Annotated in this window: 23 protein-coding genes and 2 pseudogenes; 6 read left to right on the top strand and 19 right to left on the bottom strand. The window is 36.3% G+C overall.

Features of this window, described 5'->3' with window-relative positions:
• Complete coding sequence (gene accC, locus CN288_RS02480; protein ID WP_098301774.1) at positions 1-1,353, bottom strand: acetyl-CoA carboxylase biotin carboxylase subunit; 1,353 nt, start codon at positions 1,351-1,353, stop codon at positions 1-3.
• Positions 1,354-1,369: 16 nt separating this feature from the next.
• Positions 1,370-1,858 carry an acetyl-CoA carboxylase biotin carboxyl carrier protein gene (accB, locus tag CN288_RS02475; RefSeq protein WP_026589985.1) on the bottom strand — a complete coding sequence of 163 codons (489 nt, stop codon included), beginning with the start codon at positions 1,856-1,858 and terminating at the stop codon, positions 1,370-1,372.
• A gap of 591 nt (positions 1,859-2,449) precedes the next feature.
• On the opposite strand from accB, the gene CN288_RS02470 reads away from it, so the two are divergent.
• Complete coding sequence (locus CN288_RS02470) at positions 2,450-2,647, top strand: DNA recombination protein RecO (RefSeq protein WP_090687456.1); 198 nt, start codon at positions 2,450-2,452, stop codon at positions 2,645-2,647.
• A 38-nt stretch (positions 2,648-2,685) separates the two neighbouring features.
• Here the strand turns inward: CN288_RS02470 and CN288_RS02465 are convergent, their stop codons facing one another.
• Genes CN288_RS02465 through CN288_RS02425 form a run of 9 tightly spaced genes read right to left on the bottom strand, consistent with a single transcriptional unit; the run spans position 2,686 to position 8,199 of the window.
• Entirely contained in the window at positions 2,686-3,336 is a 651-nt protein-coding gene (locus tag CN288_RS02465) for a SpoIIIAH-like family protein (protein ID WP_026589984.1), read from the bottom strand.
• 12 nt (positions 3,337-3,348) lie between these two features.
• Positions 3,349-4,014: a stage III sporulation protein AG gene (spoIIIAG, locus tag CN288_RS02460; protein ID WP_026589983.1), complete on the bottom strand. Its 666-nt coding sequence runs from the start codon at positions 4,012-4,014 to the stop codon at positions 3,349-3,351.
• Entirely contained in the window at positions 4,004-4,636 is a 633-nt protein-coding gene (gene spoIIIAF, locus CN288_RS02455; protein ID WP_026589982.1) for a stage III sporulation protein AF, read from the bottom strand. Before spoIIIAF ends, spoIIIAG begins: the two co-directional genes overlap by 11 nt.
• Positions 4,637-4,648: 12 nt before the next feature.
• Positions 4,649-5,821 (bottom strand): stage III sporulation protein AE, encoded by a 1,173-nt coding sequence (spoIIIAE, locus tag CN288_RS02450; RefSeq protein ID WP_026589981.1) that lies wholly within the window; start codon positions 5,819-5,821, stop codon positions 4,649-4,651.
• Between the two features lie 10 nt (positions 5,822-5,831).
• Complete coding sequence (gene spoIIIAD, locus CN288_RS02445; RefSeq protein WP_081810938.1) at positions 5,832-6,215, bottom strand: stage III sporulation protein AD; 384 nt, start codon at positions 6,213-6,215, stop codon at positions 5,832-5,834.
• A gap of 23 nt (positions 6,216-6,238) precedes the next feature.
• Complete coding sequence (gene spoIIIAC / locus CN288_RS02440; protein ID WP_000020914.1) at positions 6,239-6,442, bottom strand: stage III sporulation protein AC; 204 nt, start codon at positions 6,440-6,442, stop codon at positions 6,239-6,241.
• A 12-nt stretch (positions 6,443-6,454) separates the two neighbouring features.
• A complete protein-coding gene (gene spoIIIAB, locus CN288_RS02435) occupies positions 6,455-6,970 on the bottom strand; it encodes a stage III sporulation protein SpoIIIAB (protein WP_026589979.1) in 516 nt (171 codons plus the stop codon).
• Entirely contained in the window at positions 6,964-7,890 is a 927-nt protein-coding gene (gene spoIIIAA, locus CN288_RS02430; protein WP_098301773.1) for a stage III sporulation protein AA, read from the bottom strand. Before spoIIIAA ends, spoIIIAB begins: the two co-directional genes overlap by 7 nt.
• A 27-nt stretch (positions 7,891-7,917) precedes the next feature.
• Positions 7,918-8,199, bottom strand: coding sequence for a YqhV family protein (locus tag CN288_RS02425; RefSeq protein ID WP_026589977.1), 282 nt, complete (start codon positions 8,197-8,199; stop codon positions 7,918-7,920).
• Between the two features lie 220 nt (positions 8,200-8,419).
• On the opposite strand from CN288_RS02425, the pseudogene CN288_RS28585 reads away from it, so the two are divergent.
• Both CN288_RS28585 and CN288_RS02415 read left to right on the top strand, forming a co-directional pair.
• Positions 8,420-8,944 (top strand): annotated as a pseudogene (locus CN288_RS28585) (GNAT family N-acetyltransferase).
• Positions 8,945-8,997: 53 nt separating this feature from the next.
• Entirely contained in the window at positions 8,998-9,309 is a 312-nt protein-coding gene (locus CN288_RS02415; RefSeq protein ID WP_026589976.1) for a hypothetical protein, read from the top strand.
• Between the two features lie 37 nt (positions 9,310-9,346).
• Here CN288_RS02415 and efp read toward each other — a convergent pair whose 3' ends face one another.
• From efp to CN288_RS02395, 4 genes are all read right to left on the bottom strand, one after another.
• The gene (gene efp, locus CN288_RS02410) at positions 9,347-9,904 is read right to left on the bottom strand and encodes an elongation factor P (protein WP_026589975.1); all 558 of its coding nucleotides are present in this window, start codon (positions 9,902-9,904) and stop codon (positions 9,347-9,349) included.
• A 20-nt stretch (positions 9,905-9,924) separates the two neighbouring features.
• Positions 9,925-10,986: a Xaa-Pro dipeptidase gene (gene pepQ / locus CN288_RS02405; RefSeq protein WP_026589974.1), complete on the bottom strand. Its 1,062-nt coding sequence runs from the start codon at positions 10,984-10,986 to the stop codon at positions 9,925-9,927.
• A 5-nt stretch (positions 10,987-10,991) separates the two neighbouring features.
• A complete protein-coding gene (aroQ, locus tag CN288_RS02400) occupies positions 10,992-11,432 on the bottom strand; it encodes a type II 3-dehydroquinate dehydratase (RefSeq protein WP_026589973.1) in 441 nt (146 codons plus the stop codon).
• A gap of 73 nt (positions 11,433-11,505) precedes the next feature.
• A complete protein-coding gene (locus CN288_RS02395) occupies positions 11,506-11,970 on the bottom strand; it encodes a YqhR family membrane protein (protein ID WP_026589972.1) in 465 nt (154 codons plus the stop codon).
• A 243-nt stretch (positions 11,971-12,213) separates the two neighbouring features.
• Here CN288_RS02395 and CN288_RS02390 point away from each other — a divergent pair, with 243 nt between their 5' ends.
• Complete coding sequence (locus CN288_RS02390; RefSeq protein ID WP_026589971.1) at positions 12,214-13,134, top strand: DUF1385 domain-containing protein; 921 nt, start codon at positions 12,214-12,216, stop codon at positions 13,132-13,134.
• Between the two features lie 82 nt (positions 13,135-13,216).
• On the top strand, positions 13,217-13,618 hold the full coding sequence (locus tag CN288_RS02385) for an SA1362 family protein (protein ID WP_026589970.1): 402 nt from the start codon (positions 13,217-13,219) through the stop codon (positions 13,616-13,618).
• 16 nt (positions 13,619-13,634) lie between these two features.
• On the opposite strand, the gene CN288_RS02380 is transcribed toward CN288_RS02385, so the two are convergent.
• The 4 genes and pseudogenes from CN288_RS02380 to CN288_RS30150 all read right to left on the bottom strand — a co-directional run bounded on the left by CN288_RS02380 (position 13,635) and on the right by CN288_RS30150 (position 15,207).
• Positions 13,635-14,291 (bottom strand): HAD family hydrolase, encoded by a 657-nt coding sequence (locus CN288_RS02380; RefSeq protein ID WP_035414365.1) that lies wholly within the window; start codon positions 14,289-14,291, stop codon positions 13,635-13,637.
• A 104-nt stretch (positions 14,292-14,395) separates the two neighbouring features.
• Positions 14,396-14,824 carry a transcriptional regulator MntR gene (mntR, locus tag CN288_RS02375; protein WP_026589968.1) on the bottom strand — a complete coding sequence of 143 codons (429 nt, stop codon included), beginning with the start codon at positions 14,822-14,824 and terminating at the stop codon, positions 14,396-14,398.
• A gap of 224 nt (positions 14,825-15,048) precedes the next feature.
• A pseudogene (locus tag CN288_RS30155) lies at positions 15,049-15,123 on the bottom strand (spore photoproduct lyase family protein); the annotation flags it as partial.
• Between the two features lie 12 nt (positions 15,124-15,135).
• Positions 15,136-15,207, bottom strand: coding sequence for a hypothetical protein (locus tag CN288_RS30150; protein ID WP_441296542.1), 72 nt, complete (start codon positions 15,205-15,207; stop codon positions 15,136-15,138).
• Positions 15,208-15,553: 346 nt separating this feature from the next.
• Here CN288_RS30150 and CN288_RS02365 point away from each other — a divergent pair, with 346 nt between their 5' ends.
• Positions 15,554-16,396, top strand: coding sequence for a hypothetical protein (locus tag CN288_RS02365; protein ID WP_026589967.1), 843 nt, complete (start codon positions 15,554-15,556; stop codon positions 16,394-16,396).
• Positions 16,397-16,398: the final 2 nt, after the last annotated feature.

The raw sequence follows: 16,398 nt of genomic DNA, 5'->3' as shown, positions 1-16,398 counted from the left end.
TCACTGCGTCACAAGTTCATGCTCTTCCAAAAATTTCGTATTAAATTCCCCTTTTATAAAATCAGGATGATCTAGCAATTGTAAATGGAATGGGATTGTCGTATGTACGCCTTCAATGACAAATTCACTAAGCGCTCGTTTCATTTTTGCAATTGCTTCTTCACGTGTTTTTCCGTGAACAATTAATTTCGCAATCATCGAATCATAAAAAGGTGGAATTGAATAACCAGGATAAACAGCTGAATCGACGCGAATACCAAATCCTCCTGGTGGTAAGTACATTTCTACTTTCCCTGGAGATGGCATAAAGTTTTTGGCAGGATTTTCCGCATTAATTCGACATTCAATTGCCCATCCACTAAATTGTACTTCTTCTTGCTGTAGCGATAGCTTTTCTCCTGAAGCAACACGAATTTGTTCTTTAATTAAGTCCATCCCTGTTACCATCTCTGTAACCGGATGTTCTACTTGAATTCGTGTGTTCATTTCCATAAAGTAAAAGCTTTTCGTTTTATATTCATAAATAAACTCAACCGTACCAGCACCTGTATAATCAACCGCTACCGCTGCTTTTACCGCTGCTTCACCCATTTTCTCGCGAATATTCGCATCAAGAGCAGGAGAAGGGCTTTCTTCTAATAATTTTTGCAAACGGCGCTGAATTGTACAATCACGCTCTCCTAAATGAATCGCATTGCCATGTGCATCTGCCATTATTTGAATCTCAACATGGCGGAAATCTTCAACGTACTTTTCTAAGTATACACCAGGGTTCCCAAAAGCGGTACTAGCTTCTTGCTGTGTAATTTGAATCCCCTTTACAAGCTCCTCTTCATAACGCGCAACGCGAATACCTTTTCCACCGCCACCTGCAGTTGCTTTAATAATAACGGGATATCCAATTTGCTTTGCAAGCTCGATCGCTTCTTCTATGTTTTTTATAATTCCTTGTGAACCCGGTACAATTGGAACTCCTGCTTCTTTCATTGTATCACGAGCAACGTCTTTTGTACCCATTTTTGAAATTGCTTCGGGGCTAGGTCCGATAAAAATCAAATTACATTCACGGCATAGTTCTGCAAAATCAGCATTTTCAGCTAAAAATCCATAACCAGGGTGAATTGCATCACAACCTGTTAATTTTGCAACGCTTATAATATTCGTTAAATTTAAATAGCTTTCTTTTGATACCGTTGGCCCAACACAATACGCTTCATCTGCAATTTTCACATGAAGTGATTCTTTGTCCGCCTCTGAATAAATAGCAACTGTTTCAATATTCATCTCTTTACAAGCACGAATAATTCGTACAGCAATTTCCCCACGATTAGCTATCAATACTTTTTTTATCATCACAAAGACTCCCTTATTACGCTTTTACAAGAAATAGCGGTTGTCCATATTCAACAAGTTGTCCATTGTTGACAAGAATTTCAACAATTTCTCCATTTACCTCTGCTTCAATTTCATTAAAAAGTTTCATCGCTTCAACAATGCAAACTACTGTCCCTTCTGAAACACGATCTCCAACACTTACATATGGAGGTGTATCAGGAGAAGAAGAAGCATAGAATGTACCTACCATCGGTGATACGATTTTATGTAAATTCTCATCTTGAACAGCTTTCTTCTCTTCCTGCTTCGGTGCTTCTACTTGCGCCGCCGCTACCGCAGTTTCGATTTCTACAGCCTGTGTTTGTAGCGCTTGCTTCATAACTGGAGCAGTTTGCACAGAAACCACTTCATTACCGCGCTTTTTCATTTTAATTGTCGTGCCATCTTTTTTGTATTCAAATTCATCAATGTTAGAGCTATCAATTAATTTAATTAGTTCACGAACTTCTTGAATTTTAAACATGTAAAATCCACTCCCATACACTTGTTTGTCTCGTTTTTACAACTACCAACATATATAAAACTGTTTCGGTTGTAAAAATACGATGATTCTACTAGAAAGCTTATTTCTATGACACTTACTAGATAAAAATATTTGTTATTCTCATTTTACGATAAATATTTTCAACATTCCAACTTTATATTTCTTTACAATAAATCGAAACTCCTGTAAGAATATTATTTCACTAAATGATTTATTACCTAGTAATAATACCAAGTTTCACTCAAAATTGGCAAGACCACTTCAGAAAAAACATGTTTTTTCTTTATTAAAACTACGAAATACAAAGCATATTTCTACTAATACATTTTGATTCTCCAACATATAAATCGCTACTACGAGGAACAAAGAAGGACCTGATCGCTTCTATGCACAGACGAATTCGCTCCCTCAAAAAAGGTTTCTTTTTCATTTTTATGTACCCCTGCATTTGTTGATTTATCAATACATATTTTTACCAAATATTATTTTTTTATTTACAAGCCGTTCATCCTTCCTTCATATACGAATAGTATATTCAAAGTAAAATATCTTGTAGTGAGGTGCAGAAATATGATATGGCTCATCTTGTTCGTTCCAGCTGTATTGATATGGCTCATCGTCGTCTTCACTCATGTAAAATATGGAAATAGTAATCATCATTACCACGAACCTTTAATTTTTTACTCGCAGCGCATTTCTCCTTTTCCTATAGAAAAGATTGAAACAGCACAAAAAAGTGACATAGAAAAAAGCTATCGAAAGCGATAGCTTTTTCTATTATTCTTGCTATTGATATATCATACATTTTATTTAACTGGGTCAAACTTGACACCTACATCTTTTAATCCCGCCTCAGCTCGAACAAGTTGGATAATCTTATTCGCTTCTTTCTGAGAATGCTTTGCAGCTTTTACTGTTACTTTAATATCATTTCCATCTGCTCTTACTAGCGCATCATTATAACCGCCTTGTGATTTAATAACTGTTTCAAGCAAACCTTCTTTTGTCTGCATCTTATCGATTGCGTTTAATTCATCTTTTGCTTTACTTATTTCTTCAGCAGAAGATTTTTCTGATTTCATAACATCTTGCAATTTTTCTTTTTGTGCACTACGTTGATCCTCCAATTGCATACGTAAGGCTGTAAAATTCTCATCACTTGATTGTACTGATACATTGCTTTCTTTTTTATTTGTTTCTTTTTTACTTGTCTCTTTTTTACCATCCTCTTTTTTATCTGTTTCTTTATTGGATGTTTCTTTTGTTGTTTCTTTTGTTGTTTCTTTTGTTGCTTCTTTCGTCACTTCTTTTTCAACACCTTGCTTTTCTTGTCCAACCTTTTCACCCGCTGTTGGTGTTGCAGTGTTCATCTTGTCAGGCGTTGTTACATAATAAACAGATAACACAACAACTAAACTTAGCATTGTTAATAACCAAACTGTTTGTTTTTTTAACACTTTATTTCCTCCCTAACTCTTTTTTGGTAGTACCGCAACGCGGTGTGATGGCACATCAAGCATACGTGTCACCGCTTCCTTCACCATCGCTTTAATTTGTATATTATCCACTCCTTTTGCTACAACAAGAACGCCTCGCACTTTCGGTTTCTCTGTTCGTAGTACAATTGGAGTTTCTTTATCACCTTCGCGTATAATCACTGTTTTTTCATCAGTAGATTCATCTTCAACTTGCCTTTTACCTCCAGTTTTATCTGTTTCACCTGTTGTTTGTGATCGTTTTACAATATTTTTTTCTAGTATTTTTTCTTCAGATGAATCCAAATTCACTTCAATAGACACATCTTTAACCCCTGTTATATCTTCTAATGCCGTTTTCAATTCTTGTTCATACGCTTTTTCATATTTTTCTACAGCTGACATATTATCGCTCTTTTTTTGCCCAAAGGTCGGTACTTCTTTTTCGGTCTCTTGACTTGTCTTTTCTTTAAACACAGGTACTTCTTCTTTTTTAGGTTGAAAAAAATTACTAGAAAACATAAGCAACATTCCAAGTATAAGTAGGACAAGTAAAAACTTCGGTGTTACCTTTTTCCCCTTCTCCTTATCGTCTTTTTCGTCCCCTTTTAATAAGTTGCGAAAAAATGAGAATTTCGAATTTTTATCTTTATTGTCCATTTACTCTACCTGTCCTCCCTTCCATTTGAACTTGGATTTGTTTACCCTCTAGTTGCCACCTGCTTGAAAAAAACTCTTTCATTTCTATGTTTGTTTCTTCCGAAGTTTCTCGTGGTTCTTTCGTATTAATTTCAACTGGTTTTACTGTTTCAATTGCATCGCTTTTTTTCGGCTCCATTTCTTTTAATGTCACAATAACAGATTGAATATCCTTTGCTGTTTTTACTTCTTCTTTCGTTTCTGCTGCGATTACTTTTATTTCAGACACTGTCACGCCATACTTTTTCTCAAATTCTTTCCCAACTTCTTTTTTCATTTTGACAGCCATCTCTTCTAAACTATATGCACGTGTGAGGGCTTGTATTTCTTTTTTCTTTGTGTCAATTGAATTTTTTATTGATCCATCTGCTACGTATTTTTCTTGATTAAAATTTGCAATCACTTCATTTACATCTGTTTGCAATAATTTAAATAGCGGCGTTAAGATCAATACAACTAACAATAGACCTACAACAAACTTGACATACTTTTGCAAATTCGAGTTAGGAAGGATAAGATGAAGCATTGTCGCTAAGAGTAAAAATACGATAATATTTCGAATCCACTCTGTAATAAATTGCATATCTGTCACCTCCTATCGCATCATGAGAGTAATGTTCCCCGCAGCAATAATGATGGTAATGCTTAAAAAAAACATAAAAGATACGATAGATAAACAGGCAAATACATAAATAATACTTTTCCCAATAATGTCTAAACATTTAATAATAGCCCCTCCACCAACCGGCTGTAGTACCGCTGCAGCAAATTTATAAATAAATGCAATACAAAAGATTTGAATGGCTGGAAAAGCTGCAATTAAACATAAAATAATAAGCCCAATAATCCCTACCGTATTCTTTAACAATCCAGAAGCACTAATAACCGTATCTGCCGCTTCTGTGAACATCCGCCCTACCACTGGAATAAAGTTCCCTGTTACAAACTTCGCAGTTTTAACAGCAATACCATCAGCAACTGCTGTTGCTGTCCCTTGCACAGATAATACGCCTAGAAAAATTGTTAGAAAGATACCAATGATCCCCACACTTACATTTTGCAAGAGCTTGGACAATTTCGTAACTTTATATTGATCACTCATTGTACTTACAATGCTTAAAATGGTCGCGAGTAATAAAAGTGGAAGTACAATATAGTTCATAAGTAGCCCACTTGTATTCATTAAAAAAATGATAATCGGATGGAAGAATGATACCGATACAACCCCGCCTCCTGTCGCTATGAGCGCTAAAAGAATAGGAAGTAGCGCCAATATGAAATCTACCATCGTTTGAATCGTTTCTCGCGCATATGTCATTACTACATAAAAACTATTTAAAGCAAAAATAATTAGTACCATGTATACAACTGCATCTGCAATTTTACTCACACTACTCTTTGAAAAAGCAGATTGTAACGACTGTAATAATGCACTAAAAATTGTGAGCATAATAAGCGTTCCAAGCAGCTTTCCATTTGCAATAAGCTCATGAAATAAATATTTTAATAGCCCTGTCATCCATTCTTTTATCGAAAATTCCTTTTCGCCCTTTACAAATTCCATAAAGCTTCCCTTTTGGCTTTCTGGTAAATAGCCTCCATATTTCGTGACAAGCCCGTCCCAATACTGCTTCACATCTTCTATCCCAAGCTTATCCAATTGCTGATCTACGACGTTTTTTTCTATAGGAGAAGCTTGTACAACAATTGGTAAAGAAAAGAAAAGGAAGCAAGCAAACAGCAGCTTTTTTCCAAGCCTTCGCAACATTCACTCCTCCTTATCCGGTAGGTAAGAAACCGAGAATGGTTTCAATGACAACCGTTAAAATCGGAATCGCCATAACAAGAATTAAAATTTTTCCCGCTAGTTCAATTTTTGATGCGATTGCACCTTGACCAGCATCTTTTGTAATTTGTGCTCCAAACTCGGCAATGTAGGCAATTCCAATAATCTTCAGCAGCGTCTCTACATAGACATTGCTCACTTTCGCCTCACTTGCAACTCTCTCAATCATTTTTAGAATGGAATGAATTTGATCAATTAGTAGCAGAAACATTACACTCGCAATGAACACAATAAATAAAGAAGTAATACTAGATTTATGTTGATTTAGCACAGCTGCTAAAAATGTCGCAACGAGGCCCAATCCGACAATTTGCAAGATTTCGATTCGAACCGCCCCCTTTACTGGAAAAGAAAGACACTTTTAATCTTGTCAAACAAAGTATTAATTAAAAATGCAACATGAAATAAAATAACGACAAAACCGACAAGAATCACCCAGTTTGCAATATCCTCCCGCTTTAACTCTTTTAGTACTGTATGAATGAAAGCTAAAACAATGCCGATTCCGGCGATTTGAAATATTAATCCAACATCGATGGACATCGCCCTTCCCCCCTATAGCAGTAAAATTACGATAAGTAGCCCTGCTAATACACCCAAACTCTTTATCATCTTTTCATATTGAAATTGTAGCGCTTTCGCTTCACCCTCTTCTCTTTCTAAATGTGTAATACATAAGCGAATATGTTTTTGCTGCGATTCACGGTCATGCTGTCCTAATGTTTCACCAAATTGTTGTAAAATCTCATATTCAGTTTGTTTAAATGCAGTGAGCTTCCAATTTTCTTGCAAACTATCAAGCCAAGCATCTCTAACTGTTTGCTCACCGCTATCTAATCGCTTTGAAAAACTTTGAAATATCCAATTTAAAGGCTTGGGCATTTGTTTAACTAAACGCTCTGCCGCTTCTGATAAAGGCGTATGTCCATACATGATTTCAGCTTCTAGCGATTGCAGTGCTGCCTTTAAAAGCCTAAGTTGACGTGGGCGTTCACTATACCTCTTAGCGTACGATAAACCAAAAAAAGTGGTAACCGCTACAATTAACACCGCACCAAAGATTTTTACCATACACTTTGAACCTTCCCTCGTTTTTGAACCGGTTTTCCATCTTTATCCTTTACTTGAGCAACTGTTCCAGGCCCCTTTGCTTTCGATAGTTCAATAAAGCGATCAAACACACCAAGTTCCATCACACCCTTTAAAGATGGCCTTTTCATTACATCATCAAAAGAAAATCCATGAGCACTTATAAAAAGCTGAACACCTGCATGGACCGCCTCCATAATTGCTTCACTATCTTCTATACGCCCAATTTCATCCACTATTAATATATCCGGGCTCATGGAACGAATCATCATCATCATTCCTTCTGCTTTCGGGCATGCATCCAATACATCAACACGCGGACCAAATTCATATTGCGGAATCCCTTTTACACATCCGGCAATTTCCGAACGCTCATCAACAATCCCAACTTTACAAGATGGAATTTCATGAGAACGAACCCCTTGGCTCATACAACGTGCAACATCCCTTAGAAGTGTCGTTTTCCCTGTTTGTGGCGGCCCAATTACCATCGTATTTAGCCAACGTGTATCATACAAATAGGGCAGAAGCGGCTCAGCAATTCCAATTTTTTGACGTGCAATCCGAATATTAAATGACGACACATCCCGAATCATTTTCACTGCACTTTTCTCAGTAATTACTTTTCCAGCTAAGCCAATTCTGTGTCCACCGCGCAAGGTAACATATCCGCGCTTCAACTCCTCTTCCATCGTATAAATGGAATATTGACTCAGCTTATTCAACAAGTAGATAGCATCCTCTGCTGTAACAATATAGTCAGAAAAGAACACTTCTCCATGTGCAATACACTCAAGTGGCCTTCCGATTCGAACTCGGATTTCTTCTAACTTGCTATATTGTTCACAGCCCTCAATGAACTGTCTCATCGTTTTTGGTAAAACCTCTAATACTTCTTTCATAGGATTCTCCCCACCATACTTGACTTACTATTTCAACACCGCAATAAAAATGCAGCCTATTCCAAGAGCGAGAAAAAAAAGCTTTAAAAAAGAAATCTCACTCGCAACGCTCGCAATTCCAATTGACATCGTTAAAATTAATACAGTCGGTCCAACAAATGCCAACATACCATTTATAAACAATGCTTTTTTTGCATCATTCACATAGAGCATAAGCAAAGCGGCGAATATTTCCGCGCTACCTGAAAACAACCGAAGCAAACCCATGACAAGCACGGATGTTTCCATTGCCGCCAGCCACTGTTTCATTCTCCCACCCTCTCTCCTAACAATTCCTTTACAAATAGCTGACAAAATCTTTAGGCTGAAAGATCATATTTGTACAACCATATGCAGAGGTTGTCTATTTCAGAAGTAAAAACATATTTTCTGTATTAAATTCCATAAAATTCCGAATATTCACATCTACTTATGTTATACTAAATGCAAGAAGGAGGGCGGGGGAATGTAACACGTAACATTAGTACCACTGGATTTACAATATGCAGAAATCCTTTTTACTTTATCAGGTGATGCACATGTGAAGGACGCCCCTAGGAATAAAAGTAGATACCCCCGAGGATACAAAAGCATTTATTCGTTTTGCAATGAAAGAAGAACGAAAAGGGAAATCTCTATCCAGAATAATTGTCAATGAAAAAAAGAAATAATTGGCATTACTTCTCTCAAACATATTGATCACCAAAAAAAGACATCTCATATTGGTAGTTGGCTCGGTTATCCTTATTGGGGGCAAGGTTACAATGAGGCTGCTAAAAAAGAAATATTTAAAATTGCATTTGAAGAATTAGATCTTATATATGTATTTTCCGGTGCAAAAACGGCGAATGTTCGTTCTTTAAAAGCGCAGGAAAAGTTACCTTATATTTCATTACATATGGAGGAGCAATTCCCAAAGGAACACGCTTTATTAGAATAAGAAACAAAAGTTCCTTGTGTACTACATGCCGTATCTCGAAAAAATTTTTTAAGGTGGTTACAACAAAATGATTGATGCTGATAAGGAAGTTACTTTTAAAAAATAGAGAGGTGATTAGAATGAACCTTATGCGTGCTCTTTACATAATTATATTGGAAGTAATCGGTATTTTTTTATTTTCTAAAATAGTAGATTGGTCATTTATGGAGGTATTCTTCCTAAGTAGTCTGAGTATATTTGGAGTTTCTTGGCTCACTACTTTAAATATGAACCGCAATGCGAATATGGATCACGCAGTATATAAGGGAATGACTGGCGTAGAGACAGGAGAAATAAGGCCATTTCAGATCAATTGGAATCCTTTCACATTCGGAACATCCATTCTTGTAGTGATTAGCCTTATTATAAGTGTTATTTATTACTTACCTTATTTCATATAGAAAAAGCACTCGTGATGATCACGAGTGCTTTTTCTAACTATGCACGAGAAACGTATTTACCTTCACCTGTGTTGATGATCAGCATTTCGCCTTCGTTAATGAAGATTGGTACTTGTACAACAAGACCAGTTTCTAATGTAGCTGGTTTTGTTACGTTAGAAGCTGTGTCACCTTTAATACCTGGCTCTGTTTCAACAACTTTTAACTCTACAGTATTTGGAAGTTCAACCCCAAGTACTTCGCCTTGGTATGTCATAATAGCTACTTCCATATTTTCTTTTAAGAATTTTAGCTCGCGCTCGATTTGAGTTTCACCAAGTTCGATTTGCTCATAAGTTCCGTTATCCATGAATACGTGAGACTCACCGCTCGCGTATAAGTATTGCATACGACGGTTTTCGATATGTGCTTTTTCTACCTTTTCACCTGCACGGAATGTTTTTTCTTGAACAGAACCTGTGCGAAGGTTACGTAATTTAGAACGAACGAACGCAGCACCTTTACCTGGCTTTACGTGTTGGAAATCTAGAACTTGCCAAAGGCCATTGTCCACTGAAATTGTTAAACCTGTACGAAAATCATTTACTGAAATCATGCAAAAAATCCTCCTGTGTATTACAAAATAATAAGTTCTTTCGGAGACTTCGTGATTACTTCATTACCTTCACTTGTTATGATGATATCGTCCTCGATACGCACACCACCAACACCTGGAATATAAATACCTGGCTCTACTGTTACAGCCATACCAGGCTCAAGTACCGTTTCAGAGCGGAACGCTAAACCTGGTGCTTCATGAATCTCAAGACCCACTCCATGACCAGTAGAATGCCCAAAATATTCACCGTATCCTTTTTCCGTTATGTAGTCACGTGTTAATGCATCTGCTTCACGACCAGTTAAACCAGCTTTAATGCCGTTTACACCACGGATTTGCGCTTCTAAAACGACATTATAAATTTCTTTTAATTTATCAGATGGTTCGCCGACTGCAATCGTACGTGTAATATCAGAGCAATATCCTTTATAATAAGCACCGAAGTCTAATGTTACGAAATCTCCTTTTTCTATCACTTTTTCAGATGCCACACCATGCGGCAGTGCTGAACGAAGTCCTGAAGCAACGATAATATCAAACGAAGAAGATGTTGCTCCTTGTTTTCTCATGAAAAATTCAAGTTCATTTGACACTTCAATTTCAGATACGCCTGGGCGAATGAATGATAGAATATGTTCAAAGGCAGCATCTGCAATCTGTGCAGCTTCCTTTAATATCTTAATCTCTGAATCCGTCTTAATCAAGCGTAACTTTTCTACAAGCCCAGAAGTTGGAACAAATTCCGCTTCAACGGCTTCTTTATGTGCTGTATAAGAGCTATATGTAAGATCATCTTGCTCAAAGCCAAGCTTTTGAATCCCCAAGTTTTTCACTTGTTTCGCAACTTCATCCAGAATTAGTCCTGTATGTTGTACAATCTCATAACTAACAGCTTGTTTACTAGCTTGCTCTACATAGCGGAAATCTGTAATAAATAAAGCACGATCGTTAGAAATAAGTACAACACCAGCTGTCCCTGTAAAGTTCGTCATATATCTACGACTATATTCATTCGTTAATAAAATACCATCAATACCAGCTTCATCAAATGCACTTCTTAACTTCGTGATCTTTTCCATCAGTTTTATGCCTCCCTAAGTTTCTCCATTAATGCAAATAACGCTAACTTATAGCCATAAAAACCAAATCCAACAATTTGTCCTGTAGTGGCAGCTGCCGTCACAGATTCATGGCGAAACGATTCGCGCTGGTGTATGTTGGAAATATGTACTTCAATAACCGGAATCGAAATGCTCGCAATCGCATCCCGAATCGCATAGCTATAATGCGTAAATGCTCCTGGATTTAGAATGATTCCTTCATATATGTCATCGGCCTCATGAATGATGTCAATAAGAACACCTTCATGATTCGATTGAAAACATTCTAACTCCACTCCCAATTTCTCTGCTTCTTGCTTCATCTCTGTTTCAAGTGTCGCTAACGTTCCTTTCCCATATACATTCACCTCTCGGACACCAAGGCGATTTAGATTAGGACCGTTAACGAGGAGTAATCTTTTCATATTTGTAAACTCCTTAATATAAAAATGTCTATACAACATTTTAACACAGGAGTCACTTATTTGAATAGTTTGTCTACTCTGCCCCTTCCCCTTGATTCATGTTGTTCGCTTCAAACGAAACAGAATATGTGATAAATACACCATATAAAATAAAAATACATATCGTTGTGACAATTGTTTCTTTTGGTAAATGAAGTGCATTTTTTATAACAGGTGCAATAGAACCTAGCCCCAAAAATAAAATACTCCACCAAAAGAAACCATAAATGATCCCAGGTAGTATCCCTTCAAATCTTTTAAAAAGAACCTTATAGAGAAAGGCCACCAAAATAGAGAGAATCCCAATACAGACAATACCTAATACATTTCCCCAAACGCCTTCTTTCCATGATCCAAACGCAAATGGTAAAAGCAAATAGTTTGGTCCAGCTTCTGTAAATGAAAAAACATGAAGAAAATACCATATACTTCCCCAAAAAAAACCGCCAAACAAACCAATCTGTACAAATTTATTTATTCCTGATTGTTCTTGCTTCACATCAACACCTCCGCTTACTAGTATGTCCGAAACTATTTTGAAGCATGTTTAAATCATGCGAATTTTGTCTATAAAAAGAATAAGAAATGTCTGGCTCCTGCAACAATTTTTCTTGTCAGCAGCTTGTGTTTGTCGATAAAATAAAGGAAACTCGGTGATTGTCAAATCTCACAATGACAGAACCAAGTGTGACAATTGCCTCTTTTCTACATAAGAGAGAAACAAATACAGGTTGGTGTTAACATGGCAGAGGAGACAAAACAAATATACGGTGGGCAAGCGGTCATAGAAGGAGTTATGTTTGGTGGTAGAGAATATACTGTTACAGCGGTTCGTCGTAAAGATAAATCAATCGAATTTTATCGACTACGACGTGTGCAGAATAAAGTATTATCTACGCTAAAGAAGATTCCATTTCTACGTGGTATCGCCGCTATCATTGATGCAAGTGCTAATGGAGCAAAGCACTTAAACTTTGCTTCAGAACGATTTGACGTTCATCCTGAAGACGATGAACAGCTTGTAAACAAACAAGAAGAACAATCCAAATTAACGATGATATTAGGAGTAGCCGCAGTCGGTGTCTTATCGTTCATATTCGGTAAAGTTATTTTCACAGCAGTTCCCGCACTTTTAGCAGAATTGACAAGACCATTTTTCCCATCTCACACTGGGCAAATTATTGTCGAAAGCATCATTAAGCTCATCCTTTTACTGAGCTATATATATATTGTGTCCCTAACTCCGATCATTAAGCGTGTGTTTCAATATCACGGTGCGGAACACAAGGTTATCAACGCTTATGAAAACAATCTTCCGCTGACAGTAGCAAATGTCCAAAAACAAACTCGCCTTCATTATCGTTGTGGTAGTAGTTTCATTATATTTACAGTCATTATCGGAATGTTTGTCTACTTTCTTGTTCCAACTGATCCGCTTTGGGTCAGAGTCGTAAACCGAATTCTATTAATTCCAGTTGTTCTAGGTATTTCTTTTGAAGTCTTACAGTTTACAAATCGATTACGAGATATTCCAATCTTACGTGTATTAGGATACCCAGGATTATGGCTGCAACTATTAACAACAAAAGAACCAGAAGATGATCAAGTTGAAGTTGCGATTGCATCCTTTGAAGAATTATTACGTTTGGAGAAAAAACAATAATAATTTTTTAAAATGGTACTCAACTCCTTTCCTTGTCGCTAATATACTAATTTTAATATATGTTATTTAGGAGGTGTTCCCTATGAACGGTCGTTCGTTTACGTTCGCTTTATTCGTACTTATTATTGGGCTAGCAATATTTGGTCTCGTATCATCTGCAATTACTGATCCATATGGAATGGTTAAAAACATTGTCATCATGTTACTTGTTGTTGGTGTCTTTTATGTATTATATAAAATGTTTACAAATTCCAGCGGTTCCGCCAATTCGCAAAACTCTTATAAGCGTGCTGCGAAACAATCGAACCGAAAATACGGAAAACAAAATGTAGCACCCCTAAGCAATTCTTTATTAAAACGAAATGCTTCTGATGACAAAGTTAAGAAAAGCAATTCATCATTGTTAAAGCGGAAGCGAAAACAATCCCATTTAACCGTGATTGAGGGTAAAAAAAATAAAAAGAAAGACCGCGCTTCCTTTTAGGAAATGCGGTCTTTTTTCATTTATGCTCTCTCACATATTGAAGCACTTCTGTTAAACTCTTTTCTTTCATACTCCCTAAGCGAAGATGGTGATTTTCAAACTGCAAAGTCTTTGTAACTTCATTAGGAACAACGACACATTTTAATTCCGCTGCAATCGCTGCTTTCAATCCATTCACTGAATCCTCAAACACAACAGCTTCTGATGCATCAACTTTCAATTCTTCAATAGCTGCCTTATACAGTGCTGGATCCGGTTTTACTTTCTCAACATCTTCTTTTGTTTTAATAACTTCAAAATACTCTCGAATCCCTAAATCTTCTAAAAATCCGATAACCCACTTTCTTGAAGAACTAGAAGCTAAACCAATTTTTACTCCAAGACTTTTTGCTTCTTCTAAATATTCTTTCACACCATCACGAACGACTGGTATTTTCATTTTCTCTTGATGTAACGCCGAAACTTTTTCTTTTAGCAATTTTTTATTAAATTGCTCTTTCAATTGTTGTTCAATATATGTATAAAGTACTTCATCTGTTGTTCCAATACATTTCGCAAACTCTTCTAGAGGTAACTCACCACCATATTCGTGAATCACTTCCTGAAAAGATTGGAACCAAATTGTCTCTGTATCTACAATTAATCCATCAAAGTCAAAAATAATTGCTTTCATTCCTATCCCACCTTTTACAAAACGATTTTTCACATCTCTATATATTCAATTTAAATAAAGGAATTTCCTTTTCTAAACAAAAAAGGAAACGCACTTCGTTCCCTTTACTTTCCCTGCTCTTCATTTGCTTTTTGAACGCCGCGAAGTGTTTCAATTCGAAGCTCATCTTGCTCAAAATATTGTACTAAATCACCAATGCGGTCAATAGCTTCCCAACTTAAATGATGTTCAATTCCTTCTACATCATTATAAATCTTACTTTCATCCACACCGATAATACGCATAAATTGTTCTAATAACTCATGACGATATACAAGACGCTCCCCGATTTTTTTCCCTTTTGTTGTTAATACAAGCCCTCTATATTTTTCATAAATTAGATACTCATCTTTATCTAATTTTTGTACCATTTTCGTTACAGAGGATGGATGTACACTAAGCGCTTCAGCAATATCAGACACGCGGGCATATCCCTTTTCATCAATCAACAAATAAATTTGTTCAATATAATCTTCCATACTAGGGGTAGGCATCGGTTTCCTCCATCCAATTTCATTTTATATTTTCCGCACGAAGCAATCAATAAAATGATACACCAGAAAGGGTATCATGACAAGAGTCGAACCGATCAAATGCCCTGAAACAAAAAAAGAATCTGTATAGTACAAATTCCCCTATACGGAATATTGAATTTCAGTATTTGGAAAATTTTTGTGAATACATCCCCTTATTGTCTCCTCTAACCTCACTACAAAGCGAAAACGTGTTTTCCATTATGCTTTGCATCCAACAAATGATCTACATGCGAATATTTCGTAATGTAACGAAGACGATCTTATTCACTCTATCCAATACACTCAATCGTTTTCGCATTACGATATTTCTGCAAATCATTCTCTTCAGATAAATCACGAATCTGATTATGGGATGTTGTCTCTCAAATTTCTAGACCCATCCATGTAAACTTATCATATAATTACTCAAGTGCCTGTATTTCAAAATAAACAACCTTTGGCATAAATAGCTTTATATAACTTTCCCCCTGCTTTTAGTATGAGCAACAGTACACTAATAACGCTGTTTTTCTTCTGTCTAATTTTACAAACTGAAAAATTTCATAAAGAAAAAAAGAAAAATACAAAATAATTAACGTAAATTGTTGACGTGATGCTTTTATTATCGGTATCATAAATCTTCGTGAGCAATTATTTTTCGTTATACGATTTTTTTATTATTACTGAATTTTTGAGAGGAGAAATTTGATGTCACTTAAGAAGAAAACGCAAGTACGCACCGGCAAAATGGTTCGTGAACTAATGTTAGCAGACGAAGATGTAAATGCTTCGCTAATTATGGTATATAGTGAAAACGGTGTAAACGCAGAAATTAAAATCGAGGGCTTAACGCCGAAATGTAACGAAGAATTATTTTTGAGCGGAAACGTGGATTGGAACAAGAGTGTCATTTATAAAATTGTTGATTTCACTGGAAACGCTGAAGTTGGTAAAGTTACATTAACAGCAATGAACAAAAATAATGTTTCTCTAGAAATTGAACGCGTTATGTGGAGCAAAGAAAATAAAGAAGCTGCAGAACAAGAAATAACACCAGTAGAAGCTGCGCCAAAGAAGGAAGTAGTCGTAGAGGCACCAAAGGTAGTTACAGCGTCACCTAAACCTATTACACGTGTTGAGGAACCTGTTGCAACGCCTAAACCTATTCCGGCACCAGCACCTAAACCAGTGCGTTCAGAAACAGTTGTAGCGGCACCTAAACCAGCACCTATAAAAAATGAAGTACCTACTCCAGTCGCAAAGAAAGAAACAGTTACGGTTATGCCTACAAAGCCGAAACAAACAACTGCGGCTGAAACAAACTCAAAACTACAAGAAAATTATGTAAAACTTGTGAAAAAGACAATTGAAGTATGTCAAGATTACGAGCTTGGCATCGATATAGATGATTCTATTGAAAATTTAAAAGAAGAATTACAAAGCCAAGGTATTAGCGTTACTTTTGATAAAGAAATTATGGATGTCGTAAATCGCCTTCGTTCTTTACAAGAAAAAGGGATTAAAGTAGAAAAAGTACTGAATTTACTATAAAA

Origin of the sequence: Bacillus sp. AFS023182 (assembly GCF_002560575.1) — a bacterium.
Classification (GTDB): Bacteria; Bacillota; Bacilli; order Bacillales; family Bacillaceae_G; genus Bacillus_A; species Bacillus_A arachidis.
Note: the sequence above shows the minus strand (reverse complement) of the source record. Positions and strands in the feature narration are given on the sequence as shown.